This is a genomic window from Paenirhizobium daejeonense, from assembly GCF_014280875.1.
In the GTDB taxonomy this organism is placed as follows: Bacteria; Pseudomonadota; Alphaproteobacteria; order Rhizobiales; family Rhizobiaceae; genus Allorhizobium; species Allorhizobium daejeonense.
The window spans coordinates 53532-77601 of sequence record NZ_JACLAL010000006.1 but is presented as its reverse complement, the minus strand read 5'-3'; the positions used below and the strand labels follow the sequence as shown (position 1 = coordinate 77601).

The 24070-nt window shown below is 57.7% G+C and carries 24 protein-coding genes; 12 read left to right on the top strand and 12 right to left on the bottom strand.

Annotation, left to right across the window (positions count from 1 at the left end; genetic code table 11):
• Positions 1–15: 15 nt before the first annotated feature.
• A complete protein-coding gene (locus H4I99_RS15600) occupies positions 16–1923 on the bottom strand; it encodes a propionyl-CoA synthetase (protein ID WP_163902390.1) in 1908 nt (635 codons plus the stop codon).
• A 121-nt stretch (positions 1924–2044) separates the two neighbouring features.
• Entirely contained in the window at positions 2045–2704 is a 660-nt protein-coding gene (locus H4I99_RS15595) for a YggS family pyridoxal phosphate-dependent enzyme (RefSeq protein ID WP_163902392.1), read from the bottom strand.
• A gap of 202 nt (positions 2705–2906) precedes the next feature.
• On the opposite strand from H4I99_RS15595, the gene leuS reads away from it, so the two are divergent.
• Genes leuS through holA form a run of 3 tightly spaced genes read left to right on the top strand, consistent with a single transcriptional unit; the run spans position 2907 to position 7103 of the window.
• Entirely contained in the window at positions 2907–5534 is a 2628-nt protein-coding gene (gene leuS, locus H4I99_RS15590; protein ID WP_163902394.1) for a leucine--tRNA ligase, read from the top strand.
• Complete coding sequence (locus tag H4I99_RS15585; RefSeq protein ID WP_186663339.1) at positions 5524–6045, top strand: hypothetical protein; 522 nt, start codon at positions 5524–5526, stop codon at positions 6043–6045. Before leuS ends, H4I99_RS15585 begins: the two co-directional genes overlap by 11 nt.
• Before the next feature lie 11 nt (positions 6046–6056).
• A complete protein-coding gene (gene holA, locus H4I99_RS15580) occupies positions 6057–7103 on the top strand; it encodes a DNA polymerase III subunit delta (RefSeq protein WP_163902396.1) in 1047 nt (348 codons plus the stop codon).
• Positions 7104–7147: 44 nt separating this feature from the next.
• Here holA and H4I99_RS15575 read toward each other — a convergent pair whose 3' ends face one another.
• From H4I99_RS15575 to hemE, 8 genes are all read right to left on the bottom strand, one after another.
• Entirely contained in the window at positions 7148–8029 is an 882-nt protein-coding gene (locus H4I99_RS15575) for a ParB/RepB/Spo0J family partition protein (protein WP_163902398.1), read from the bottom strand.
• A gap of 28 nt (positions 8030–8057) precedes the next feature.
• Positions 8058–8852: a ParA family protein gene (locus H4I99_RS15570; RefSeq protein WP_163902400.1), complete on the bottom strand. Its 795-nt coding sequence runs from the start codon at positions 8850–8852 to the stop codon at positions 8058–8060.
• A gap of 15 nt (positions 8853–8867) precedes the next feature.
• Positions 8868–9506 carry a 16S rRNA (guanine(527)-N(7))-methyltransferase RsmG gene (gene rsmG / locus H4I99_RS15565; protein WP_425314387.1) on the bottom strand — a complete coding sequence of 213 codons (639 nt, stop codon included), beginning with the start codon at positions 9504–9506 and terminating at the stop codon, positions 8868–8870.
• A gap of 3 nt (positions 9507–9509) precedes the next feature.
• Positions 9510–11381, bottom strand: a complete 1872-nt coding sequence (gene mnmG, locus H4I99_RS15560; protein ID WP_163902403.1) for a tRNA uridine-5-carboxymethylaminomethyl(34) synthesis enzyme MnmG — start codon at positions 11379–11381, stop codon at positions 9510–9512.
• 63 nt (positions 11382–11444) lie between these two features.
• On the bottom strand, positions 11445–12776 hold the full coding sequence (gene mnmE, locus H4I99_RS15555; RefSeq protein WP_163902405.1) for a tRNA uridine-5-carboxymethylaminomethyl(34) synthesis GTPase MnmE: 1332 nt from the start codon (positions 12774–12776) through the stop codon (positions 11445–11447).
• 104 nt (positions 12777–12880) lie between these two features.
• Positions 12881–14146, bottom strand: a complete 1266-nt coding sequence (gene rho / locus H4I99_RS15550) for a transcription termination factor Rho (RefSeq protein WP_099059781.1) — start codon at positions 14144–14146, stop codon at positions 12881–12883.
• A gap of 199 nt (positions 14147–14345) precedes the next feature.
• Positions 14346–14891 carry a protoporphyrinogen oxidase HemJ gene (gene hemJ, locus H4I99_RS15545; protein ID WP_163902406.1) on the bottom strand — a complete coding sequence of 182 codons (546 nt, stop codon included), beginning with the start codon at positions 14889–14891 and terminating at the stop codon, positions 14346–14348.
• Entirely contained in the window at positions 14888–15919 is a 1032-nt protein-coding gene (gene hemE, locus H4I99_RS15540) for a uroporphyrinogen decarboxylase (protein ID WP_163902408.1), read from the bottom strand. Before hemE ends, hemJ begins: the two co-directional genes overlap by 4 nt.
• Before the next feature lie 401 nt (positions 15920–16320).
• On the opposite strand from hemE, the gene H4I99_RS15535 reads away from it, so the two are divergent.
• Genes H4I99_RS15535 through dnaQ form a run of 5 tightly spaced genes read left to right on the top strand, consistent with a single transcriptional unit; the run spans position 16321 to position 19930 of the window.
• Positions 16321–17142, top strand: a complete 822-nt coding sequence (locus H4I99_RS15535) for a pyruvate, water dikinase regulatory protein (RefSeq protein WP_163902410.1) — start codon at positions 16321–16323, stop codon at positions 17140–17142.
• A 37-nt stretch (positions 17143–17179) separates the two neighbouring features.
• Complete coding sequence (locus H4I99_RS15530) at positions 17180–17779, top strand: Maf-like protein (protein WP_163902412.1); 600 nt, start codon at positions 17180–17182, stop codon at positions 17777–17779.
• On the top strand, positions 17772–18632 hold the full coding sequence (locus H4I99_RS15525) for a shikimate dehydrogenase (protein ID WP_163902414.1): 861 nt from the start codon (positions 17772–17774) through the stop codon (positions 18630–18632). Before H4I99_RS15530 ends, H4I99_RS15525 begins: the two co-directional genes overlap by 8 nt.
• A complete protein-coding gene (gene coaE, locus H4I99_RS15520; RefSeq protein WP_163902416.1) occupies positions 18629–19228 on the top strand; it encodes a dephospho-CoA kinase in 600 nt (199 codons plus the stop codon). The genes H4I99_RS15525 and coaE overlap by 4 nt, the downstream gene beginning before the upstream one ends.
• Positions 19229–19930 (top strand): DNA polymerase III subunit epsilon, encoded by a 702-nt coding sequence (gene dnaQ / locus H4I99_RS15515; protein ID WP_163902417.1) that lies wholly within the window; start codon positions 19229–19231, stop codon positions 19928–19930.
• A gap of 59 nt (positions 19931–19989) precedes the next feature.
• Here the strand turns inward: dnaQ and secB are convergent, their stop codons facing one another.
• Both secB and H4I99_RS15505 read right to left on the bottom strand, forming a co-directional pair.
• Positions 19990–20466 carry a protein-export chaperone SecB gene (secB, locus tag H4I99_RS15510; protein ID WP_163902419.1) on the bottom strand — a complete coding sequence of 159 codons (477 nt, stop codon included), beginning with the start codon at positions 20464–20466 and terminating at the stop codon, positions 19990–19992.
• A gap of 103 nt (positions 20467–20569) precedes the next feature.
• Positions 20570–21064, bottom strand: coding sequence for an FxsA family protein (locus H4I99_RS15505; RefSeq protein WP_163902421.1), 495 nt, complete (start codon positions 21062–21064; stop codon positions 20570–20572).
• Positions 21065–21216: 152 nt separating this feature from the next.
• On the opposite strand from H4I99_RS15505, the gene H4I99_RS15500 reads away from it, so the two are divergent.
• From H4I99_RS15500 to relB, 4 genes are read left to right on the top strand one after another with little or no spacing between them, the layout of a single operon-like run.
• A complete protein-coding gene (locus H4I99_RS15500; RefSeq protein WP_163902423.1) occupies positions 21217–21915 on the top strand; it encodes a Tim44/TimA family putative adaptor protein in 699 nt (232 codons plus the stop codon).
• Positions 21912–23036, top strand: coding sequence for a murein transglycosylase A (gene mltA, locus H4I99_RS15495; RefSeq protein ID WP_163902425.1), 1125 nt, complete (start codon positions 21912–21914; stop codon positions 23034–23036). Before H4I99_RS15500 ends, mltA begins: the two co-directional genes overlap by 4 nt.
• The gene (locus H4I99_RS15490) at positions 23033–23593 is read left to right on the top strand and encodes a Smr/MutS family protein (RefSeq protein ID WP_425314389.1); all 561 of its coding nucleotides are present in this window, start codon (positions 23033–23035) and stop codon (positions 23591–23593) included. The genes mltA and H4I99_RS15490 overlap by 4 nt, the downstream gene beginning before the upstream one ends.
• Positions 23590–23955: a type II toxin-antitoxin system RelB family anti-toxin gene (gene relB / locus H4I99_RS15485; protein ID WP_099055908.1), complete on the top strand. Its 366-nt coding sequence runs from the start codon at positions 23590–23592 to the stop codon at positions 23953–23955. Before H4I99_RS15490 ends, relB begins: the two co-directional genes overlap by 4 nt.
• The last annotated feature ends 115 nt before the right edge of the window (positions 23956–24070 follow it).

Sequence of the window (24070 nt, the reverse complement as noted above, 5' to 3'; positions counted from 1 at the left end):
ACCTATAAGCTGTTCTTAGCCGTGACCGTGTGATTTCAGCACGACGGTGATCTCGTCGAGGATAACCGGGTCGTCGATCGTCGCGGGCATCTTCCACGGCAGACCGTCTGCGATCTTCTGCATGGTTCCACGCAGGATCTTGCCTGACCGTGTCTTCGGCAGGCGCTCGACCTTCATCACCGTCTTGAATGCTGCAACCGGCCCGATCTCGTCACGGACGAGCTGCACGATCTCACGCTGGATCGCGCTGAAATCGCGGTTCACGTCGCGCTTCAGCACCAGAAAGCCGCAGGGGATCTGGCCCTTGAGTTCATCGGCAATACCGATGACCGCGCATTCCGCGACATCCGGATGCATGGCACAGACTTCCTCCATGGCACCGGTCGACAGCCGATGGCCAGCGCAATTGATGATGTCGTCCGTGCGCGCCATGACGAAGACATAGCCGTCTTCATCGACAATGCCGGCATCGGCCGTCTTGTAATAGCCGGGAAACTCCTCGAGGCAGGACGAGCGGAAACGCTCGTCGGCATTCCAGAAGGTCACAAGGCAACCGGGCGGCAGCGGCAGTTTCACGACGATATTGCCGAGCGTGCCACGCGGCACTGGATGGCCGGCATCATCCAGCACCTCAACCCCGTAGCCCGGCATCGGTACGGCGGGAGAGCCGTATTTGACCGGCAGGAGACCGAGGCCCGCGGGATTTGCAGCAATCGCCCAGCCGGTTTCCGTCTGCCACCAGTGGTCGATTACCGGCACTTTGAGCATCTTCTCTGCCCATTTGATGGTTTCCGGATCAGCCCGCTCGCCGGCAAGGAACAGCGCCCTGAGACCGGAGCTGTCGTATTTACGGATCAACTCACCATCCGGATCGTCACGGCGAATGGCGCGGAATGCGGTCGGCGCGGTGAAGAGAGCCTTGACGTCATGCTCGGCCACCACGCGCCAGAAGGTTCCGGCATCAGGCGTTCCAACCGGTTTGCCTTCGAAAATCACCGTCGTATTGCCAGCAAGCAGCGGTCCGTAAACGATATAGGAGTGACCGACGACCCAACCGATATCGGAGGCCGCCCAGAAGACTTCGCCGGGCTTGACCCCGTAGATGTTTTCCATCGTCCAGGCGAGCGCCACCATGTGACCGCCATTGTCGCGCACCACGCCTTTCGGCTGGCCGGTCGTGCCTGAGGTATACAGAATATAAAGGGGATCCGTGGCCGCAACCGGCTCACAGGCGACAGGCGTGCCATTGATCCGTTCGACTTCGACGGCCTTGGCAAAATCCACGTCGCCATGCTCGTAACGCAACGGAGCATGCAACTCGTCACGCTGCAGCACGAAGCAATATTCCGGCTTTACCTTGGCCATGTCGAGTGCATGATCGAGCAGCGGCTTATAGGGAATGATGCGACCCGGTTCCAGGCCACAGCTCGCGCTGATCACGACCTTTGCGCCGCAATCATCGATGCGCGTTGCCAGCTCGCTTGCGGCAAAGCCGCCAAAAACCACCGAATGAATGGCCCCGATGCGGGCACATGCAAGCATTGAGAACACCGCTTCCGGGATCATCGGCATATAGATGATGACCCGATCGCCCTTCGCAACACCGTGGTTCCTGAGGACGGCGGCGATTGCCATCACTTCGGCCAGCACGTCATCGAAGCTGTAGCGCTTCTTCGCGCCGGTCATCGGACTGTCGTAGATCACAGCGGTGTCCTCGCCGCGTCCGGCGGCAACGTGGCGATCGAGACAGTTGTGGCAGGTATTGGTTTCGGCACCCGCAAACCAGCGACCATAAAGGCCGGCGTCGCCGTCGAACACCTTGTCCGCCGGCTTGAACCAGTCGAGCCTGTCCGCCTGGGCTTTCCAGAATGCCTCCGGTTCCCCCATCCACGACTGATAGGTTTCCAGATAGTTGCTCTGCATGACTTCCTCCCACTGCAATGCCCGACGTGATGTCGCGCGCGATAGTAGGCACCGGCCCCCAGGGAGGAAAGTCAGACCAAAGCCCTAGGTCATAAGGCGAAGATACGAGGCCATATCCCGCTCAGCGGGTACCGAAAATGGCCGATCCGACACGCACGCTCGTCGCGCCGAAGGCAATCGCCGTCTCGAAATCGCCGGACATGCCCATGGAAAGCTTCGACAGACCATTTTCCGAGGCAAGCTTCGCCAGCAGCGCGAAATGCGGGCCGGGATTTTCGTCGGCCGGCGGAATGCACATCAGGCCTTCCACGGAGAGCTGCAGTTCCGACCGGCACAGATCGACGAAAGCAGCCACATCATCAGGTGCAATACCGGCCTTCTGGGGCTCCAATCCTGTATTGACCTGAATATAGATGCCGAGCTTCCGGCCCTGCCGTTTCATTTCATCGGCAAGCGCCCGCGCTATCTTTTCCCGGTCCACGCTTTCGATGACATCAAACAGCGCCACCGCATCGGCCGCCTTGTTCGACTGCAGCGGGCCGATCAGATGAAGCTCGATGCCGGCGGTCTCCGCCTTCAGCTCGGGCCATTTGCCCTGCGCTTCCTGAACCCGATTCTCGCCAAATATCCGCTGGCCCGCACCAATGGCCGGGCGGATTGCATCGGCGTCGAAGGTCTTGGAAACAGCAACCAACGCTACCGAATCCGGCTTACGATCCGCTTCCTTAATTGCTTTCGTAAGCCGCGCTCTGACCTCGTTCAACCCTTCGACTGCCGTCATATTCCTGTCCATTCGATTCCTGCTGTGCTTCGGCCATAATCGCCTGTCTGCAGGGAACGATGCAAGCCCGAAGCATGCGCCCGTCAAACCTGCCTGCGCGGTCGTCTCCAAAGCCGGTTTAGGGCGCTCAAAAACTTGACGCTTGGCCGGTTTCGTGGTGAAGGTCACGCCTTCCTTTCTTACTACTCCGGAAATGCGATAAATGGCCACCGAACGTTACAATCCGCGCGACGCCGAGCCCCGTTGGCAGGCGAAATGGTCCGAAGCAGGCGTCTTCGTCACCGACAACAACGACAAGCGCGAGAAGTATTACGTGCTCGAAATGTTCCCCTATCCGTCGGGGCGCATCCATATGGGCCATGTCCGCAACTATGCGATGGGTGACGTGGTCGCCCGCTACAAGCGCGCCCGGGGTTACAGCGTTCTGCACCCGATGGGCTGGGACGCTTTCGGCATGCCGGCAGAAAACGCCGCCATGCAGAACAAGGTTCACCCAAAGGAATGGACCTACCAGAACATCGCCACCATGCGCGGGCAGCTGAAGTCGATGGGACTGTCGCTCGACTGGTCCCGCGAATTCGCCACCTGCGATGTCGAGTATTATCATCGGCAGCAATACCTTTTCCTCGACATGATGGAAAAGGGGCTGGTCTACCGCAAGCAGTCCAAGGTGAACTGGGACCCGGTCGACCAGACCGTGCTCGCCAACGAACAGGTCATCGATGGTCGCGGCTGGCGCTCCGGCGCGCTGGTGGAACAGCGCGATCTCGTTCAGTGGTTCTTCAAGATCACCGACTTCAGCCAGGACCTGCTCGACGCACTCGACACGCTCGACCAGTGGCCTGAAAAAGTTCGCCTGATGCAGAAGAACTGGATCGGCCGTTCGGAAGGCCTGTCGCTGCGCTGGGAAATTGCCTCCGGCGCGCCTGCGGGCCATTCGGAAGTCACCGTTTACACCACCCGTCCGGACACGCTGTTCGGCGCCTCGTTCCTGGCGATTGCCGCGGATCATCCGCTGGCAAAGGCGATTTCCGAGAACAACGCGGAAGTCGCCGCATTCTGCGACGAATGCCGCCGCGCCGGGACGTCACTTGCTGCCCTGGAAACCGCTGAGAAAAAGGGCATGGACACCGGCGTCAAGGTTCGCCATCCCTTCGATGCTTCCTGGGAACTGCCCGTCTACATCGCCAACTTCGTGCTGATGGATTATGGCACCGGCGCAATCTTCGGTTGCCCGTCCGGTGACCAGCGCGACCTCGATTTCGCCCGTAAGTATCATCTTCCGATCGTGCCCGTCGTCATGCCTGCCGATGGCGATGCAGCAACATTCACCATCGGCGACACTGCCTATGACGGCGACGGCGTCATGATCAATTCCCGCTTCCTCGACGGCATGTCGACGATGGAAGCCTTCGAAACGGTCGCGGGCCGCCTGTCGGACACCTTGCTGGGCAACGCACCGCAAGGCGAGCGCAAGGTCAATTTCCGCCTGCGCGACTGGGGCATTTCGCGTCAGCGCTACTGGGGTTGCCCGATCCCGGTCATTCATTGCGAAGCCTGCGGCGTCGTCCCCGTCCCGAAGAAGGACCTGCCGGTCAAGTTGCCCGACGACGTGACATTCGACGTTCCCGGCAACCCGCTGGATCGCCATGCGACCTGGCGTCATGTGGCCTGCCCCGAATGCGGCAAGGATGCACGTCGTGAAACCGACACGATGGATACATTCGTCGATTCGAGCTGGTATTTTGCCCGCTTCACTGCCCCGCGCGAGGATCTGCCGACGGTGCCGGCCATCGCCGACCACTGGCTGCCGGTCGATCAGTATATCGGCGGCATCGAGCACGCGATCCTGCATCTGCTCTATTCCCGCTTCTTCACCCGCGCCATGCGTGAAACGGGCCATGTCAGCGTCAAGGAACCCTTCAAAGGCCTCTTTACGCAGGGCATGGTGGTCCATGAAACCTATCGTCTTGGAACCGGTAACAGCGGCCAGTGGGTGGCTCCGGCCGATATCCGCATCGAGGAAATCGAAGGCGGCCGCCGCGCGACTCTTCTGACCAGCGGTGAGGAAGTCACCATCGGCTCCATCGAGAAGATGTCGAAGTCGAAGAAGAACGTCGTGGATCCCGATGACATCATCGCGTCCTACGGCGCCGACACCGCCCGCTTCTTCGTTCTCTCCGACTCTCCGCCAGACCGCGACGTCATCTGGTCCGAAGCCGGGGTCGAAGGCGCCCATCGTTTCGTTCAGCGCGTATGGCGCCTGATCTCCGAAGCTGCCGATGTCCTTTCCAAGACACAACCGACTCCGGCTAAGGAAGGTGAGGCTCTGGCGATTTCCCAGATCACGCATCGTACGCTGAGGGCGGTGCAGGGCGATCTCGACAAGCTGTCGTTCAACAAGGCGATCGCCCGCATCTATGAACTGGTGAACGCGCTTGCGACCCCGCTGACGACAGTCGCCGCCGGCAAGGCCGACGCGGCCTACGTCGCCGCGGTTCGCGATGCTGCCGGTATCCTCGTCCAACTGGTCGCTCCGATGACCCCGCACCTGGCGGAAGAATGCTGGCAGGCCATTGGCGGCGAAGGCCTCGTCGCTAACGCGGCCTGGCCGACTTTCGACCCGGACCTCGTCGTCGAGAATGACGTCGTCCTACCGGTTCAGATCAATGGTAAGAAGCGCGCCGAATTGACAATTGCACGCGACGCGGATCAGAATGCCGTGCAAGCTGCGGTTCTCGCACTGGATGCCGTAAAGGCAGCCCTCAATGGACAGCCGCCGAAAAAGGTCATTGTCGTACCGCTAAGGATTGTGAACATTGTCGTCTGATTCCGTACGCCTGCCGCGACGCCAGGCCAGCATTCTGCTTGGCCTTGGTCTTGCTGCTCTTCTCGCCGGTTGCCAGGTTCGCCCACTCTATGACGAGGCTTCGGGAACGAGCGAGAATCTGGCTGCAATCGCCTATTCCGACGTAGGCAGCCGCGTCGGATTGGAGGTTCGCAATCGCCTGATCTTCCTCTCGAGCGGCGGAGCAGGCGAGGCGAAGACTCCCCAGTACAGGGTGCAGTTGAACGTCACCTCGTCGGTGTCGGGCGTGGAATTGCAGAGGAATACCGACAACCCGAACGTGGGTCGCGTTATTGTGACGGCTTCCTACACGCTGAAGCGTATTTCCGACGACGTAACACTGCGTACAGCCCGACGGCAGACCGTTGCCCTTGTCGATTTCCCCGAGCAAGAATTCGCCAAACGCCGCGCCATTCTCAACGGAGAGGATCGCGCCGCTCATCAACTTGCTGAGCTGATCAGAGCCGATCTGGCTGCGACCCTCGGTCGCTGAGCTGAAGGGCGATGGTAGAGATAAAGTCACACGAGTTTGAAGGATTCCTGCAGAAGTCGGCTCACCACTACCGTCTCTTTCTGGCCTATGGGCCTGACCGTGGCCTCGTTGCCGAACGAGCGGGGCAGCTTGCAAAGGCCACTGGCGTCGATCTATCCGACAGTTTCGCCCTAATCCGTCTTGATGTCTCCGACCTGCAGGGCGATCCCGGACGTCTCATGGACGAGGTCAACTCCTTTGGCCTATTCGGCGGAGAGAAGCTGATCTGGATCCGAGGAGCGCAAAACGAAAAGGCGCTTGTCGATGGGTTTCAGATATTGTCGGAAACACCGCCGGAAAGCAGTTATGTTATCGTGGAAGGTGGAGACCTGAAGAAGGGGTCGGCCTTGCGCAAAGTCGCCGAGGGGTCACGAGCGATAGCCACCATTGCCTGTTACCAGGACGATGCCAGGGCTCTCAACGCGCTGATTGACACTGAACTTTCCACAGCCAACCTTCGAATCACTCCGGCAGCGCGGGAACTTCTGGTGGAATCACTCGGAGGCGACCGCATCGCCTCGCGAAACGAGATCCGCAAGCTGCTGCTCTACTGTCTGAATGATAGCGTCATCGATGAGCAACAAGTGGCTGACATCATTGGGGACGCGAGCGCGATTTCGACAGATGAGGTTGTAGATACCGTCCTGAATGGTGATTCCGATGGTTTTCTTCACGCAATACAAAAAGTCGTAACGTCAAAGACGCCTGTATTCCTTGTGCTTCAGTCATGCCTGAAACAATTTCAGCAACTGGAATTAATGCGGTGCGAAATCGAGGAAAAGCGCCAGCAACCGGCCCAGGTGATGCAGACCCTCGGCAGGGGAATTCACTTCAAACGCAAGCCTGTAGTCGAAAAGGCCCTAAGAAACTGGACTTCGGTTGACTTGGCCCGCGAGGCGGGCCGCATCCAGTCCGCTATTCTGCAAAGTCGCCAGAAGCCTCTTCTGGAGGACAATCTGGCTCTTCAGACCTTACTGTCTACAACACTCCAATCGGCGCGACGCAACCGCCGCGCTTGAACGCAGCGTGTAGCATCAACGAAGAAGTCTGACGAAACCAACACTCAGCGACCCTCAAGCAGGCGGCAGACCTCTTCGAGCTGATCGAGGGTCTTGTAACTGATACGGATCTGCCCGCCATTTCCCTTGTGACTGATGGAAACGGAGAGTCCCAGCCGATCAGAGAGGCTACGTTCCAGTGCAACGGTATCAGAGTCCTTCTCAGGCCTGAGATCAGGCTGGGGCGGTGCGTTCTGCGCCTTGATATGGGTCTGGGCAAGCTTCTCCGCATCGCGGACGGACATACCCTTGGAGGTGATGGTCCGAGCAAGCGACACCGGATCCGGTGTAGAGACGAGGGCGCGGGCGTGGCCGGCCGAGAGGCTTCCGTCAGCCAGCATATCGCGAACGGGATCGGGCAGCTTCAGCAGGCGGAGGCTGTTGGCGACGTGGCTTCGGCTCTTCCCGATGATTTCCCCGAGGTCATTCTGCGTATAACCATGCTCCGCGATGAGTTGCTCGTAACCAAGCGCCTCTTCCAAAGGGTTGAGATCCGCGCGCTGAACGTTTTCGACAATAGCAAGTTCCAGAGCCGTACGATCGTCAACATCGCGCACGATGACCGGAATTTCCACGAGACCGGCAAGCTGGGCTGCCCGCCAACGTCTTTCGCCGGCTATGATTTCGAAGCGATCGGCACTACGCGTACGCACCACGACAGGTTGGACGATACCATGCTGGCGAATCGAGCCGGCAAGATCCTGAAGTTCAGATTCATCAAAATAGCGGCGCGGGTTCTTGGGATTACGGGTGACGAATTCGATCGGAACCGTACGGTCTGGATTGACGCTCGACCGAGGCTCGCCAACCGGAACAGGTTGATCCATCTCCCCGATTAGGGCAGCAAGGCCGCGACCGAGTCGCCGCTTCGATACATCGTCACTCATATTTTATACCTCATAACAAACGCGCAGGTTACGCCGCCTTACGCTGACGCTCGCGCTGGATAACTTCCGAGGCAAGCTGCAGATAGGCCTGGCTTCCAGCACATTTAAGATCATAAAGGATCGCCGGTTTGCCATAAGAGGGTGCCTCGGAAACTCGGACATTGCGGGGAATCAGCGTCGTATAGACTTTTTCGCCGAGATGTTCCCGCACATCACTGACCACCTGCTGCGCCAGATTGTTTCGCGCGTCAAACATCGTCAGTACGATGCCCTGAATATCAAGGGTGGGATTCACCGTCTGGCGAACCTGATTGATGGTTTCCAGCAACTGACTGAGCCCCTCAAGAGCGAAAAATTCACATTGCAAAGGCACCAGAACCGAATGCGCAGCAGCCATGGCATTCATGGTTAGAAGATTAAACGAAGGCGGGCAGTCCAGCAGAATATAACTGTAGCGCTGCGCGGAATCGCTTGTCAGGGCCTTTTTGAGGCGAAAGACGCGATCCGCATGCTGGGAGATTTCCATCTCGAACCCGAGAAGATCCATGGTGGATGGTACGATCGAGAGATTCGGCACCGCGGTATCAACTGCGGACTCTCCGACCGAATGCGTCCCAATCAGAACATCATAGGACGACAGTCGGCGATCACGCCGATCGATGCCAAGACCGGTGCTGGCATTCCCTTGAGGATCCAAGTCCACAATGAGTACCCGCTCGCCGATCGCGGCAAGCGCCGTCGCGAGATTGATCGCGGTGGTCGTCTTGCCGACACCACCCTTTTGATTTGCAATCGTAATGATACGGTTGATTTCGACAGCCATGCCGCACCCGCTGTGTTATTGAGCCGTGCGCCTCAAATGAGCGATCTCCAAGACAACAGAGTCCGCTTCCACCGCGCTCTGATGTATTACCAGATCAAAGCCCCAGCGACCACGCGCTTTCTCGATTTCCGATTGATAATCCCGTCCTTTATGCAGAACACAGACGAGTTCAGGGTTGCGATCCGCCCACGGCTCAGCATAACCAAACAAACGATCCAGGTCTGCAAGCGCTCGCGCCGATATCGCATCCGCAGACTCTATTTTGATGGGTGCATCTTCAATACGCACAGTATGAACGGCGCCACGTGCGCCTGTTTCAGATAGGGCAAGACGAAGAAAGCTTGCTTTTTTATGGTTGCTTTCCACCAGATCGACCCAGCCTTCGCCGCGTTCCGAAAGCAGTATGGCGGTCACAACACCGGGAAAGCCGCCACCGCTACCAAGGTCGATCCAATGTTTCGGTCCCGGAGCAATCTTGAAGATTTGAGCACTATCAACGATATGCCGCCGCCAAAGATCATCCCGCGTCGAGGGAGCCACAAGATTGATGGAGGCAGACCATTTGTGGAAGAGAGAGGCAAAGTGCTCCAGCTTCTCAAAGGTTTCACGTGAAACGTTCAGCTTCAACGCACTCTTTAAAATGTCATTAGCCATGCTTTAGCTTGCTTCCCGCAACCGCTCATTCTTCTTGATGTAACCGACGAGCAGGGCAATGGCCGCCGGTGTCATCCCATCGATTCGCGCCGCTTGGGCGATACTCCAGGGCTGAGCCGCCGTCAGCTTCTGCTTCAGTTCGTTCGAAAGTCCGGAAAGCGCATGGAAGTCGAAGTCGCGAGGGATAAGCCGTTCCTCTTCGCTCCGCATCCCCGCGATATCATGAGCCTGGCGATCGATATAGGCCGAATAGAGCGCATCGATCGAGACAGCTTCCGAAATCTTCGACGATACTTCCGAGAGTTCGGGCCAAATGCGGCAGATATCCGCCCAGCCTATATCCGGATAGGAAAGCAGCTCTCGGGCAGAACGACGCCGCCCATCTTGATTCACTATCACACCCTGTAACTGCGCTTCTTTCGGCGTTGCCACAAGCTTATCCAGACGGGAGAGAAGACTCTCCCGTTCTGCTCGATAGCCTTCAAATCGCTCACGCCGTTCGCGCGAAACGCAGCCAAGATCGATACCCCGCGGGGTTAGCCGCATATCGGCATTATCCGCCCGCAAGGTTAGGCGATACTCAGCGCGCGATGTGAACATACGATAGGGTTCGAGAATTCCCCTCGAAGTCAAATCATCGATCATCACCCCGATATAGGAATCGGTACGACTGAAAACAAAACCCTCACCGCCGCCGGCAACTAAAGCAGCGTTCAGACCCGCTACGCACCCCTGAGCCGCGGCTTCCTCATAACCAGTCGTGCCATTGATCTGACCAGCAAGGAAAAGCCCCGGTACCTTGCGTACCTGCAACGTCGGTTCAAGTTCCCGCGGATCCACATGGTCATATTCGATCGCATAGCCGCATTGCAGGATTCGGACATTCTCCAGACCGGGAATGGAATGAATGAAAGCATCCTGAACCTCCTCGGGGAGGGAGGTTGAGATACCATTCGGATAGACGGTATCATCATCGAGACCCTCCGGTTCCAGAAAGATCTGATGGCCGTCACGGTCCCCGAAGCGGGTGATCTTATCTTCGATAGAGGGGCAATACCGCGGACCGACGCCCTCGATCTGGCCGGAATACATGGCGGAACGATGAATATTGTCTCGGATGAGCCTATGCGTCGCATCCGTCGTGCGGGTAATGCCGCAGGCGATTTGCGGATTCACAATACGATCCGTCATGAAGGAGAAAGGTATCGGATCCGAATCGGCTTCCTGACGATCAAGAGATTCCCAATCGATCGTCTTTCCATCCAGGCGCGCCGGCGTACCTGTCTTGAGGCGCCCGAGCTTGAGGCCAAAAGCAGACAGATCTTCGCTGAGACCGGTGGAAGGGGGCTCGCCGATGCGGCCAGCCGGTATTTTGCGATCTCCGATATGAATGAGTCCTCGGAGGAAGGTACCGGAGGTGAGAACAACTGAACGCGCTGAAAGCTCTCGGCCATCCGACAAACCAATTCCTTTTATTTCGGAATCGTTTCGAATAAAAGAGATTACGTTGCCTTCAATAAGATCAAGGTTCGGTGTATCGCGAAGCGCATTCTGCACCGCTTGCCTATAAAGCTTTCTATCGGCCTGGGTGCGCGGACCCCAGACAGCAGGGCCCTTCTTGCGATTAAGCATACGAAACTGAATGCCGCCTAGATCAGCGCAACGGCCCATGATGCCATCAAGCGCATCCACCTCGCGGACAAGGTGTCCCTTACCCAATCCCCCGATCGCGGGATTGCAGGACATAGCGCCGATGGTTTCGAGCTTCTGTGTGACGAGTGCAGTTCTTGCACCCATGCGGGCTGCTGCAGAAGCAGCTTCCGCGCCGGCATGACCGCCACCTATGACGATCACATCATAACTTGAAACGCTCATGGCATTGCTCCATGCCTCCCGCAATGAGGCCGCGGGCACAGAACTGCCCTTGTTTCACGTGAATCACTTGCCGACGCAGAATTCTGAAAAGATCTTGCCCAGCAACATTTCGACGTCGACCTTGCCAGTCACGCGCCCAATTGTGTCGGCAGCCCTGCGGAGAAACTCAGCCCGAATCTCCAAGCCATCGGTCTCCGCCCGAACCGCGCGCCAAATATGCTCGGCTGCGTCGTGCAGGTGCTGTGCATGCCTCAATCGGCTCGGAATGGCAAGAGAAACCGTGTTGGTACGATCCTTCAATTCGGCCAATATCGCGGAACGCAGGTTATCGAGACCCTGACCGCTCTGCGAAGAGATCAGCATTGCAGTGGATTGTTGCGGAAGCGAATCGGTATAAAGGTCGATCTTGGTCACAACGTCAATCACTGGGATGCCATTGGGAATATCGAGTTCCTGCTTCGCCGAACTCGCATAGTCGCTCAGGGACAGAACGAGATCCGCCTCCTCCATCTTACGGTAGGCGCGGCGAATTCCCTCACGCTCCACTGGCTCTGATGTCTCCCGTACGCCTGCCGTATCATAGAGATGCACGGCATAGCCGCCGATATCCAGCTCACAATGCAGGACATCCCGCGTGGTGCCGGCATATTCGGTGACAATAGCCACCTCCCGGTTGGCAAGTGCGTTCAGCAAACTCGACTTGCCGGCATTGGGGGGTCCCGCAATCACAACGGTAAAGCCATCACGTATGATCTCACCCGCTTTGAGATTGCCAAGCACCTGCTCGATATCCCGTGCCAACGACGCCATCTCCGACCAGATGCGATCGGAAACGCTGCCAGGGATGTCCCCCTCGTCTGAGAAATCCAGCTCAGCCTCTATGAGAGCACGAGCGCCCAGTAATTGCTCGCGCCACTTCTGGTAGATCGCCGAGAGGTGCCCAGAACTCTGCTCAAGCGCCAGGCGCCGCTGCATCTCGGTCTCTGCAGCCAGAAGATCCGCCAGGCCTTCGGTCTCGACCAGATCCAGCTTGCCGTTTTCGAACGCCCTACGAGAAAACTCACCGGCCTCCGCAAGGCGGCAATTTTCGAATTCCGTCGCTGCGTTCAAGGCGCTCTCGACAACCGCCCTACCACCGTGCAGATGGAACTCGAGACAATCCTCGCCGGTAAAGGAGTTAGGACCAGGAAAAAAAAGAACAAGTCCGCGATCGAGTAAAAGACCGTTACGGTCTCGAATCGGTCGCAGCGCTGCCATGCGGGGAGGTGGCAAAGTCCCTGCCATTGCTTCGCAAATCACCGCGGATTGCGGACCGCTCAGGCGAATGACCGCTACTCCAGAGGGCAGAGCGCCCGATGAAAGGGCAATAATGGTCTCTCGCTCAGGGGAACTCATGCACAATAATCCCTATCCTCAAGCCGGAACGGAAGCGAATCGTTTCGGGGAACAGCGATTGGCATACGAGAAGACACGAGATCTCCCCACACCTTCCTGCAATATCAGGTGTTCATCGAATCGAAGAAATCACCGTTGTTCTTCGTCTGCTTCAGCTTGTCGATGAGGAATTCGATCGCATCGGTCGTGCCCATCGGCGCCAGAATACGGCGAAGTACGAAGATCTTCTGTAGATCCTGACGCGGAACAAGGAGGTCTTCCTTACGCGTACCGGACTTGAGGATATCCATAGCCGGGAAGATGCGCTTGTCGGCCACCTTGCGATCCAGAACAATTTCCGAGTTGCCGGTACCCTTGAACTCTTCGAAGATGACTTCGTCCATGCGGCTACCGGTATCGATTAGAGCCGTCGCGATAATCGTCAGCGAGCCGCCTTCCTCAATGTTACGGGCGGCACCGAAGAAACGCTTCGGACGCTGAAGCGCGTTTGCATCCACACCGCCGGTCAGAACCTTGCCTGAGGAAGGAACAACCGTGTTGTAGGCTCGGCCGAGACGCGTGATCGAGTCGAGAAGAATGACCACGTCGCGGCCGTGTTCCACGAGACGCTTGGCCTTCTCGATGACCATTTCGGCAACCTGGACGTGGCGAACGGCCGGCTCGTCGAAAGTCGAGGAGACGACTTCGCCGCGGACGGATCGCTGCATGTCGGTCACTTCTTCCGGACGTTCGTCGATCAGCAGAACGATCAGGTAACACTCCGGATGATTGGCCGTGATCGAATGAGCGATATTCTGCAGCAGAACGGTCTTACCGGTACGCGGCGGGGCAACGATCAGGCCACGCTGCCCCTTGCCCAACGGAGCAACCAGATCGATGACGCGAGCCGAGAGATCCTTTGATGTCGGAACATCCAGTTCCATCTTGAAACGCTCGTTCGGGTAGAGCGGCGTCAGATTGTCGAAATGAACCTTGTGACGGATCTTCTCCGGATCCTCGAAATTGATCGTGTTGACCTTTAGGAGCGCGAAGTAGCGTTCGCCTTCCTTCGGGCCGCGGATCGGACCTTCGACCGTGTCGCCGGTCTTCAGCGAAAAGCGGCGGATCTGCGAGGGAGAAATGTAGATATCGTCAGGACCCGGGAGATAGTTGGCATTGGCCGAACGCAGGAAGCCGAAACCGTCCTGCAGCACCTCGACCACGCCTTCTCCGATAATCTCGATGTCCTGGCTGGCGAGCATTTTCAAGATAGCAAACATCAGCTCCTGCTTGCGCATGGTGCTGGCGTTCTCGACCTCAAGCGATTCCGCGAAGGTCAGGAGATCGGTCGGTGATTTGCTTTTGAGTTCTTGTAGCTTCATTTCAGCCATGAAGAGGGACCACGTCTTTGATTATTTTTGTCGGGGAAGGCGAGCCGGTGGAATTCGGTACGATCGCGAGTGAGGCCGCAAATGACAGAATGTTACGCAAGCCAGAAGATAGGATTGGCGGAAAATAGCGATTCAGCCTTTTACCCGCAAGCGAAAAGCGGAAATGACCCAAAATAATGCGAGAATGCCGCAGGCGGGATCAAAACGGCTTAACGACCACGAGGATGACGATGGCGATCATCAGCAAGGTCGGAACCTCATTCATCAGACGCCAGAAACGAGCATTTCTGACATAGTAGCCCTTGGCAAATGACGCAACCGCGCGTGAGAGAAACAAATGCACGCCGGTCAACGCGACAACAGCTGCAAGTTTCGCATGCAGCCAGCCGCCGTGAAAACCATAGACAGACCAGGCGAGATAAAGCCCAAGGATCCACGCCACCATCATGGCGGGGTTCATGATAACCTTCAAAAGCCTCTGTTCCATGATAGCGAAAGTCTCGGCTTGTGCCGAACCCGGTTCGCTGTCGCCGTGATAAATAAACAGCCGCGGCATGTAGAGCAGCCCCGCCATCCAGGAAATCACGGCGATAATATGAAGGGCCTTGATCCAGAGATAGGCTTCGTCAGCGCCAAAGACCATGATGGCGAGTGCAATGGTCCCGAAGAAGACAATCGCCGTAGCCGCCCGAAAGGCTGCCCTGCGTCCGGCACTTCTTCCGGTCTGCTGCTCTTTCTCGCTCATCGCTTCCCACGCACCCGATCGACCAGCCGGGTCACATTTTCCGGAGCAGCTTGCGGCGTGATGCCATGGCCGAGATTGAAGATCAGCGGACCATTGCCAAGCGCCTGGAGGATGGCGTCGATGCCCTCCTCCATCGCCGAGCCACCGGCAACCACCCGCATTGGATCGAGATTGCCCTGAACCGCGCCTTCCTTCTGCAATTCAACGGCGAAGGAGAGCGGAATGGTCCAGTCGAGCCCGATCGCATCGGCTCCCGTCTTGCGGCGATAATCCTTGAGAAGAAGACCGGCACCCTTGGCGAAGGCAATGATCTTCGCGCCCGGCCGCTGAGAACGCACCGACTGGATCATTCGAGCGACGGGACGAACACAGAAACGTTCGAACTCGTCTTCACCCAGAACACCGGCCCAGGAATCGAAAATCTGCACGGCATCGGCACCGGCATCGATCTGAGCCACCAGATAGGAGGCCGAAATATCGGCGAGCAGATCGAGCAGCTTTTCGAAAGCCTTCGGGTGTCGATAGGCGAAGAGCCGGGCAGGGGCCTGATCGGGTGTGCCGTGTCCGGCGATCATGTAGGTCGCAACCGTCCACGGCGCACCGCAGAAGCCAAGCAAGGCAGTCTCATGGGGCAGCTCCGCTCTCAGACGTCTGACGGTCTGCAGAACGGGAGCGAGATGGATAAGTGGATCACCAGCTTCGAGAGCATTGATGCCATCGACATCGATCGGATCCATCTGCGGTCCGTGCCCCTCGGTAAAGCGAACATTGCGGTTCAATGCGTCGGGTATCACGAGGATGTCGGAGAAGAGGATCGCTGCATCAAAACCGTAACGCCGGATCGGCTGCAGGGTCACTTCCACCGCAAGCTCCGGCGTATAACAGAGATCGAGGAAGCTGCCGGCCTTTGCCCGAGTCTCCCGATATTCCGGAAGATATCGGCCTGCTTGCCGCATCAGCCATACCGGTGGCGGAGAGACAGTCTTCCCATTTAGGACATCGAGGATCTTGCGGTCGCTGGCGCTCAAGGGTCAGCCCTTTCAAAAAAGAAATGATATATGAATCTTCTTCTATTTCTAAGAGTCTCTGACTATCAAGGATTAATCCCGGCACACAGGTTTCCCGGCGTCCTTGGCAAATGATCCTTTTCGCCGAATGGAATCCGCTATGTTTGGCAGTAAACGCTGATCATTGCGATAAACGATTTAGATTCAAAACGATAGGTGATATGTCGGAAAGAAATGGCTTGTGGATAAGCTGTGAGTCATTTGGCAAAACTGCGGCGTCTTACCACAATCCACAGACCCGCCTTTCAGCTATCCTGTCCGGTGTCGTTTGTGGATAAATCGGCATTTTTCCCCTTGCCTCGCCGGGGTGCTGATCGCTACCTCTCTTACTCCCGAATTATCAACAGGCGGCTGAGAACAACGTGGAGAACCGAAAAAGCTTCTTCCATCTGCACCTGATTTCTGACTCGACCGGTGAGACTCTGATTTCGACGGGCAGGGCGGCGGCGGCCCAGTTCAATTCCTACAGCGCCATCGAGCATGTCTATCCGCTGATCCGCAGTAAGCGGCAGTTACTCCCTGTGCTGGAAGCGATCGATCAGGAACCGGGCATTGTGCTCTACACGATTGTCGATCGCGAGCTCGCCAATTTGCTCGAGGCAGGCTGCCGCGATATGGGCGTGCCAAGCGTCAATGTTCTGGAACCGGTGATCGACAAGTTCCAGTCCTATCTCGGCGCTTCGTCGCGCGGAAGGGTGGGGGCCCAGCATGCTCTTAATGCGGAATATTTCGCTCGCATCGAGGCGCTGAACTATACGATGGATCACGATGACGGACAGGCACCGGATGGATATGAGGATGCCGATGTGGTCATTATCGGGATCAGTCGCACCTCCAAGACGCCGACCAGCATCTACCTCGCCAACCGCGGCATCAAGACGGCAAATATTCCGATCGTTTGTGGAGTACCTTTGCCGGACAGTTTGTATCGAGCGAACAGGCCGTTGATCGTCGGGTTGATCGCCACGTCGGACCGGATTTCTCAGGTCCGAGGAAATCGTGAACTTGGCATCACGCCCGGCTTTAATGCCAGTGACTATACCGACAGGGCTTCCATTGCCGAGGAACTGAAATATGCCCGAAGCCTCTGTTCGCGTAATAACTGGCCGATCATCGATGTGACCCGCCGCTCGATTGAGGAAACGGCTGCGGCTATCGTTGCTCTGCGCCTGAAGGTACGTTAAGGCGAACCTCGCTTCATTCCTTTAGAAAAGGTGTCCCATGGCAGGGAAGCTGATACTGGCTTCGGCAAGCCAGTCACGTCGGATGCTGATGGAAAACGCCGGCCTTCAATTCGAGGCCGAAGCTGCGCAGCTCGACGAGCGCGCTGCCGAGGCCGCTCTGGGCGGCAACCCTTTGTCTCCGGATCACCTTGCGCTGGAACTCGCGAGACTGAAGGCGATCGATGTCGCCTCCAGGCATTCGGGCGCACTCGTGATCGGATGCGACCAGACCATGTCCCTCGATGAGGTCGTCTTTCATAAGCCTGTCGATATCGAAGAAGCCCGGCGCAATCTGAAGACCTTGCGCGGCAGAACGCATCGTCTGAACAGCGCTGTCGTTCTGGTTAGGGACGGTGAGGTTCTCTGGGAAAACGTGTCGATTGCAGAGTTGACGATGCGGGAGTTTTCCGACGAGTTTCTGGAAGGCTATCTGCAGAGCACCGGGGATGCGGTGCTGAAAAGTGTTGGATGCTATCAGCTGGAGGCTGAGGGAATCCGGCTATTTAATGAGATAAGCGGCGACTATTTCACCATCCTTGGTTTGCCGCTTTTGCCGCTGCTGGAGGAGCTGCGGGTTCTGGGGGAGATTGATGGCTGATTCACGTGAAACATTTGTTAACCAAGCTTTCGTTGTCGGCTATCCGATAAAGCACTCACGGTCTCCGCTCATCCACCGGCACTGGCTGAGGAGGTTCGGGATCGAGGGGAGTTATGAGCCCGTGGCAGTCAGCCCGGAATATTTCGAGGCGTTTATCGCGGACCTGAAGAGGGGCACCTCCGGTTTTCGCGGGGGCAATGTGACCATACCGCACAAGGAAGCCGCGTGTCGGCTTGCCGATGTACCGGATGCCTTGGCCGAAGAACTCGGGGCTGCCAACACCCTCTGGATGGAAGAGGGCAGGCTGAACGCCACCAATACCGACGGTATCGGTTTTACCGCCAGTCTCGATGCAGGTCATCCAGGATGGGAGAATGTGGATCGGGCGGTGATTCTGGGCGCGGGTGGTGCCAGTCGCGCCGTGGTTCAGGCGGTGCGGGATCGCGGTATCGGGGAAATCAACATCGTCAATCGTTCGGTGGAAAGAGCGGTGGAACTGGCCGACCGGTTCGGCCCAGCGATCCATGCCCATCCGATGGCGGCGCTTGGCGAGGTATGCGAAGGCGCTGGCCTCTTTATCAACACAACGTCGCTTGGCATGGATGGTGGAGCCGTCGACGAGATGCCTTTCGAACGGCTTCTGCCATCGGCCGTAGTGACCGACATCGTCTATGTTCCGCTGATGACACCGATCCTGAAGCAGGCGGAGGCAAAAGGTCTGGCGACGGTCGATGGTCTGGGCATGCTGTTACATCAAGCCGTTCCAGGTTTCGAAAAGTGGTTCGGCCGCACACCGGTGGTGGATGAGGAATTGCGCAATCTCGTCATCGCGGACATGGAGGCGCATGAATGATCGTCATCGGACTCACCGGATCGATCGGCATGGGCAAATCGACCACGGCGAAGATGTTTGCCGACGCCGGTATCTCGGTGAACGATTCCGATCAGGTCGTGCATGAACTTTATCGTGGCGAGGCGGTTATACCGATCGAGGCGGCCTTTCCCGGGAGCATCCGCAATGGTGAGGTGGATCGTTCCGAGCTTTCAAGGAATCTGGCGAAGAATCCGGCTAATTTCAAACTTCTCGAATCCATCGTTCATCCGCTTGTACGCGAACGGGAACTTGCATTCCTGAAGGCAGCGCGTGAATCTGCCGCGGACATGGTCGTTCTCGATATTCCGCTGCTTTACGAGACCGGTGCCGAAAAACGCGTGGATGTCGTTGTGGTCGTAAGCTGCGATCCGGAGATACAGCGCAAGCGGGTTCTGGAACGACCGGGGATGACGCCCGAGAAATTCGAAATGATCCTTGGGCGGCAGGTACCGGATGCCGAAAAGCGCCGACGGGCCGATTACGTGATCGATACCGGGCGTGGGCTTGAGGCCGCACGAAAACAGGTTCAGGACATTATTGAAACCCTGCGTCGGCAGGCGAAATCGGAGGCGTGAATGCGCGAGATCGTATTCGATACGGAAACCACCGGCCTTGAATTCAAGAATGACCGGGTCATCGAAATCGGCGGGATCGAACTCGTGAACCATTTCCCGTCCGGGAGAAGCTTTCATGTCTATATCAATCCGGGCGACCGTAAGGTGCACCCCGACGCTCTTGCTGTTCACGGGATCACCGACGAGTCCCTGAAAGACAAGCCGCCCTTCGCCGATATCGTCAACGATCTCATCGAGTTTTTCGATGGAGCGAAGTGGGTGGCGCATAACGCGACCTTCGACATGAACTTCATCAATGCCGAATTCGATCGGCTCGGTCTTCCCCCGGTGCCGGGGGAAATGGTGATTGATACGCTGGCGCTCGCGCGCCGCAAGCATCCCATGGGACCGAACTCGCTTGATGCGCTTTGCCGTCGATACGGTATCGACAATTCGCATCGCACGAAGCACGGAGCGCTTCTCGACTCCGAACTGCTCGCCGAAGTCTACATCGAAATGCTGGGAGGCCGTCAGGCAGCTTTCGGTCTGGTGCAGTCCGAAATGCGGGGCAGCGCAAGCAGCGGCAGCGAAACCGAAGTCGTCGAGGTTTCCTATCAACGCTCGCGACCGCTTGCGGCACGCGTGAGTGAAGCCGAAGCGGAGAAACATGCGGGCTTGCTCGGTCGTCTCGGCGACAAGGCGATCTGGTCAAAATACAGTTGAACGAAAAAGACCCGGTAAAACCGGGCCTTTTGATTTCCATGATCTGTCATATCCGAAGATCAGTTCGGAACAGCCTGAACCTTGGCGCGAGCCTGTTCTTCGGCAACGCGCTGGGTGAACATCTGCGCGAAGTCGATCGGATCGATCATCAGCGGCGGGAAGCCGCCATTGCGGGTGGCGTCAGCAATGATCTGGCGGGCGAACGGGAACAGAAGGCGCGGGCACTCGATGAAGAGGACCGGCAGCATGTGTTCCTGCGGAAAACCGGTGATACGGAAGACGCCGCCATAAACCAGTTCGGCTGCGAAGACGACCTTGTCGCCGTCCTTGGCTTCCGCGCTGAGCGACAGAATCACGTCGAAATCGGACTCGGTCAGCGGGTTCGCGTTGACGTTAACATTGATGTTGATGGCGGGAGCCTTGTCACGCGCCTGCAGCGACCGCGGTGCGCCGGGGTTCTCGAAGGACAGGTCCTTGATGTACTGGGCAAGTATGTTGAGGGAAGGACTTGCGGTTCCCTGATTTTCGTTGGCCATTGGGGCTTCCTCACGCATTGAATTGCTATGGCCGTCTATCATTTCGACCGGATGCTTACAACCCTTACGCCTTGAGCCGTCCGTGGCCTTTTTCGGGGTGGGGTCACTGATCTTTTCCGAGCGACCATGGAGACTGCCGGTTCGCGCCGCGCTGGAAATCGTCTTCGTCCAGATCGATGATCGGACCGTCCTTGGGGCGAGATGTTTCCCCGCCGGCGCCCTGGTAACTGAAGCTGCTGGTTCGAAAGACGGTAACGCGGGGACCGATGAAGGACCAGATGAAATCGCGCACGAAGGGAACGAAAAGCAGGATACCGACGATATCTGTCAGGAAGCCCGGAATGATCAGCAGGATTGCCGCCACGACGATCATCGCCCCATGGACGATTTCGCGTCCCGGATTCTGGTTTGTCTGGGTGTCTTTCTGCAGGCGCTGAAGAATACCCGCTCCTTGGATGCGCAAAAGCGCAAGTCCGGCAAAGACCGCAAGAAGCGTCAATCCGAGTGTCGCGAGGACGCCAATCGCCTTTCCAACCAGCACGAATGTGGCAATCTCGGCAAAAGGCATCAGCAATAGAATGGCGAGCGGCACGCGCATCGGTGGTCCTTTATCCTTCTCTGAGGCTTCCGGTATCCATCGTCCGGAATGATTTCAAGCGGAAGTGAAAGCACTTCGCTATTTGAATCATTGGCATATGCAGACTATATGGGTCTCACAAGCAGGAATTTAAACAGGGCCGACGGATTGCCATGGGATCGAACGACTTTGTGACTATCTTTTTTCTGGTGGCGGCAGTCCTGATTTTCCTGCAGCTGCGTAGCGTACTTGGTCGCCGTACCGGCAACGAGAAGCCACCTTTCGATCCCTATTCCCCCCGCGATCTTGCCAAGGGTCCCGGTAGTGATGACGGCAAGGTCGTCACTCTGCCGCGTCGCGATGAACAGGGCGTCGATGAACGTTTCGCCGCAGTGGATGCCTTTGCCACTCCGGGCAGCGAGCTGAACGAATCTCTGCGCGAAGTGGTCAAGCAGGACCCCAGCTTCAATCCGAAGGAATTCCTGAACGGCGCCCGGATGGCCTACGAGATGATCGTCATGGCCTATGCCGACGGCGATCGGAAAACCCTGAAGAGCCTGCTTTCCCGTGAGGTTCTGGAAGGTTTCGAGGCCGCGATCTCCGAGCGCGAAGCGCGTGGTGAGGTGGTGAAGTCCACCTTCGTCGGCATCGAGAAGGCGGACATAATTCAGGCGGCCATGAAGGAGAGTGAGGAGCAGGTGACTGTTCGCATCGTCTGCCAGTTGATCACCGCAACCTATGACAAGGCCGGCAAGCTGATCGATGGTGATGCCGAAGCTGTTTCCGAGGTCAACGATCTCTGGACCTTCGCCCGTGACATCCGTTCGCGCGATCCTAACTGGAAGCTGGTCGCGACCGAATCCGAACTATGACCGGCGCGTCGGCATCATCATTCCGGCTGAAGCCGGTCGCTTTCGCCGATCTGGAGGGTTGGGCCTTCGACGACCCGTCTCCACTGTTTGATGCTATGGCGGCTTGCCGCCAGCATATAAAGAATGTGAAACCCTACCGTACGGGCTCGACAGGTCTGTCTTCCAGCGACCTTTTGCCGCTTCTGGACAGTGCGGCCGAGTTCGCTCCATCGAGCGCTGCGGAAGCACGGAGCTTTTTCGAAGCGGAATGTCGGCCCTTCCTCATCGAGCCGGAAAACGGGGGGCGGGGTTTCGTCACTGCTTTCTATGAGCCGGAAGTTGAAGTGCGGGCCGAGCGGGACGACGAGTTCCGCTTTCCTTTCTACAGGCGTCCCGACGATCTCGTCGATCTGGATGATGGCAATCGCCCTGCCGATATGGACGCGAGCTATATGTTCGCGCGTTCGGAGAGTGGTGTTATTTCACCCTATCCCGATCGCCGGACCATCGACGAAGGCTATCTTGAAGGCAGAGGTCTGGAGATAGCCTGGGCGCGATCGAAGGTGGATGTCTTCTACGTTCACGTTCAGGGTGCTGCCCGGCTTCGCTATGCCGATGGTCGTATCGGTCGCATCACCTATGCTGCCAAGGCCGGACATCCGTTCTCCGGCATCGGCAAGCTTCTGGTTGATACCGGCGAATTGCCGCTTGCCGGGATTTCGATGCAGTCCATTCGTGCATGGCTCGCAGATCATCCTGAAAGGGTGGATGAGATCCTCTGGCACAACCGGTCCTATATCTTCTTCCGCGAGGCCGAAGTGTCGGACACCAATCTTGGTCCGATCGCAGCGGCCAAGGTGCCGCTGGCCGCAGGCCGTTCGCTGGCGGTCGACAGGCTGATCCACAGTTTCGGCTTTCCCTTCTTCATCCGCTCCGAGACCTTGACCCGCCTCGATGACGGACAACCCTTCGCCCGGCTGATGCTGGCGCTCGATACCGGGTCGGCCATCGTAGGCCCGGCGCGGGGCGACATCTTTACCGGCTCCGGTGACGATGCCGGTGAACGCGCCGGTGCCGTGCGAAATGCCGCAGACTTCTATATACTCGTCCCGAAAGAGGCGGCGTCGAGGTTCGGTTGGTGAAGGGCAAGGGAAAACTCAGCGCAGAAGATCGTATACTCTGGGGCAAGGTCGCCCGGTCGACGAGGCCCATGCCCGGGCGTCTCGAGGAACTGGCCGAGTTCGAGGAGATATTCGTCGAGCCGACACCAGAGAGCAAAGGAATATTTTCGGCTTCGTCAGTTCCTGTTGGCGATGCAGCTGAAACTCAGGCCGCGCAGAAAAAGCCCGGCGGCATCCATCATCCGCTCGAAAAACCGGTCAAGCGCAAACTCTCGCGCGGTCACCTTGCGCTTGAGGCCCGCATCGATCTTCATGGTATGATCCAGAGCGAGGCGCACGGCATTCTCCTCGATTTTCTCCTGCGCGCCCATGACCGGGGGCTTCGGCATGTGCTGGTAATCACCGGCAAGGGGCGCTCGATGGGCAGCGACGGCGCACTGAAGCGCTCGGTGCCGCTCTGGTTTTCCAAGCCCGAATTCCGCTTTCTCATCTCGTCCTATGAGACGGCTGCGCGTCAGCATGGTGGCGACGGTGCGCTCTATGTTCGCCTGTCGCGGGGCAGGGGAGACCGCGGATGACGCCGTTCGGCGAGGCTCTGCGACGCTTGCGGGAAAGGAAGGGCGTCTCCCAGAAGGAGATGGCCGCCGCTATCGGGGTCTCCCCGGCCTATCTTTCCGCGCTCGAACACGGCCGCAAGGGCAAGCCGAATTTCGATTTCCTCCAGCGTGTCGCCGGCTATTTCAACATCATCTGGGATGAGGCGGAGGAGCTTTTCGCCATTGCGGGCGTGTCTCATCCAAGGGTGGTCGTGGATACGGCGGGATTGCCGGCGGAATATACGGTTTTTGCCAATGAACTCGCCCGCAGGATTCGCACCCTACCGCCCGATGTGCTAAAGCAACTCAATGAAGTCCTAGAAGCCGCAAAAAAGCCGGCTTGAAACGCTCTATGGCCGCCATATCCACGGGTTTCGCGCGGCCTGCCTTTGGAACTTGCGTCAAACCTCCTATAGTCGATGTGCTCGATGGCGCTGATTCGATATCGACGCTTTGAAC

Coding starts and splice junctions, on each gene's coding strand:
- mnmG (WP_163902403.1), bottom strand. CDS start 11,381: ATGAGCGTTTCAAGTTATGATGTGATCGTCATAGGTGGCGGTCATGCC.
- H4I99_RS15505 (WP_163902421.1), bottom strand. CDS start 21,064: ATGCGCGTGCCGCTCGCCATTCTATTGCTGATGCCTTTTGCCGAGATT.
- mnmE (WP_163902405.1), bottom strand. CDS start 12,776: ATGAGTTCCCCTGAGCGAGAGACCATTATTGCCCTTTCATCGGGCGCT.
- holA (WP_163902396.1), top strand. CDS start 6,057: ATGGTAGAGATAAAGTCACACGAGTTTGAAGGATTCCTGCAGAAGTCG.
- coaE (WP_163902416.1), top strand. CDS start 18,629: ATGATCGTCATCGGACTCACCGGATCGATCGGCATGGGCAAATCGACC.
- leuS (WP_163902394.1), top strand. CDS start 2,907: ATGGCCACCGAACGTTACAATCCGCGCGACGCCGAGCCCCGTTGGCAG.
- H4I99_RS15530 (WP_163902412.1), top strand. CDS start 17,180: ATGGCAGGGAAGCTGATACTGGCTTCGGCAAGCCAGTCACGTCGGATG.
- H4I99_RS15595 (WP_163902392.1), bottom strand. CDS start 2,704: ATGACGGCAGTCGAAGGGTTGAACGAGGTCAGAGCGCGGCTTACGAAA.
- H4I99_RS15525 (WP_163902414.1), top strand. CDS start 17,772: ATGGCTGATTCACGTGAAACATTTGTTAACCAAGCTTTCGTTGTCGGC.
- rho (WP_099059781.1), bottom strand. CDS start 14,146: ATGGCTGAAATGAAGCTACAAGAACTCAAAAGCAAATCACCGACCGAT.
- secB (WP_163902419.1), bottom strand. CDS start 20,466: ATGGCCAACGAAAATCAGGGAACCGCAAGTCCTTCCCTCAACATACTT.
- hemJ (WP_163902406.1), bottom strand. CDS start 14,891: ATGAGCGAGAAAGAGCAGCAGACCGGAAGAAGTGCCGGACGCAGGGCA.
- dnaQ (WP_163902417.1), top strand. CDS start 19,229: ATGCGCGAGATCGTATTCGATACGGAAACCACCGGCCTTGAATTCAAG.
- H4I99_RS15600 (WP_163902390.1), bottom strand. CDS start 1,923: ATGCAGAGCAACTATCTGGAAACCTATCAGTCGTGGATGGGGGAACCG.
- relB (WP_099055908.1), top strand. CDS start 23,590: ATGACGCCGTTCGGCGAGGCTCTGCGACGCTTGCGGGAAAGGAAGGGC.
- H4I99_RS15575 (WP_163902398.1), bottom strand. CDS start 8,029: ATGAGTGACGATGTATCGAAGCGGCGACTCGGTCGCGGCCTTGCTGCC.
- mltA (WP_163902425.1), top strand. CDS start 21,912: ATGACCGGCGCGTCGGCATCATCATTCCGGCTGAAGCCGGTCGCTTTC.
- rsmG (WP_425314387.1), bottom strand. CDS start 9,506: ATGGCTAATGACATTTTAAAGAGTGCGTTGAAGCTGAACGTTTCACGT.
- H4I99_RS15500 (WP_163902423.1), top strand. CDS start 21,217: ATGGGATCGAACGACTTTGTGACTATCTTTTTTCTGGTGGCGGCAGTC.
- H4I99_RS15570 (WP_163902400.1), bottom strand. CDS start 8,852: ATGGCTGTCGAAATCAACCGTATCATTACGATTGCAAATCAAAAGGGT.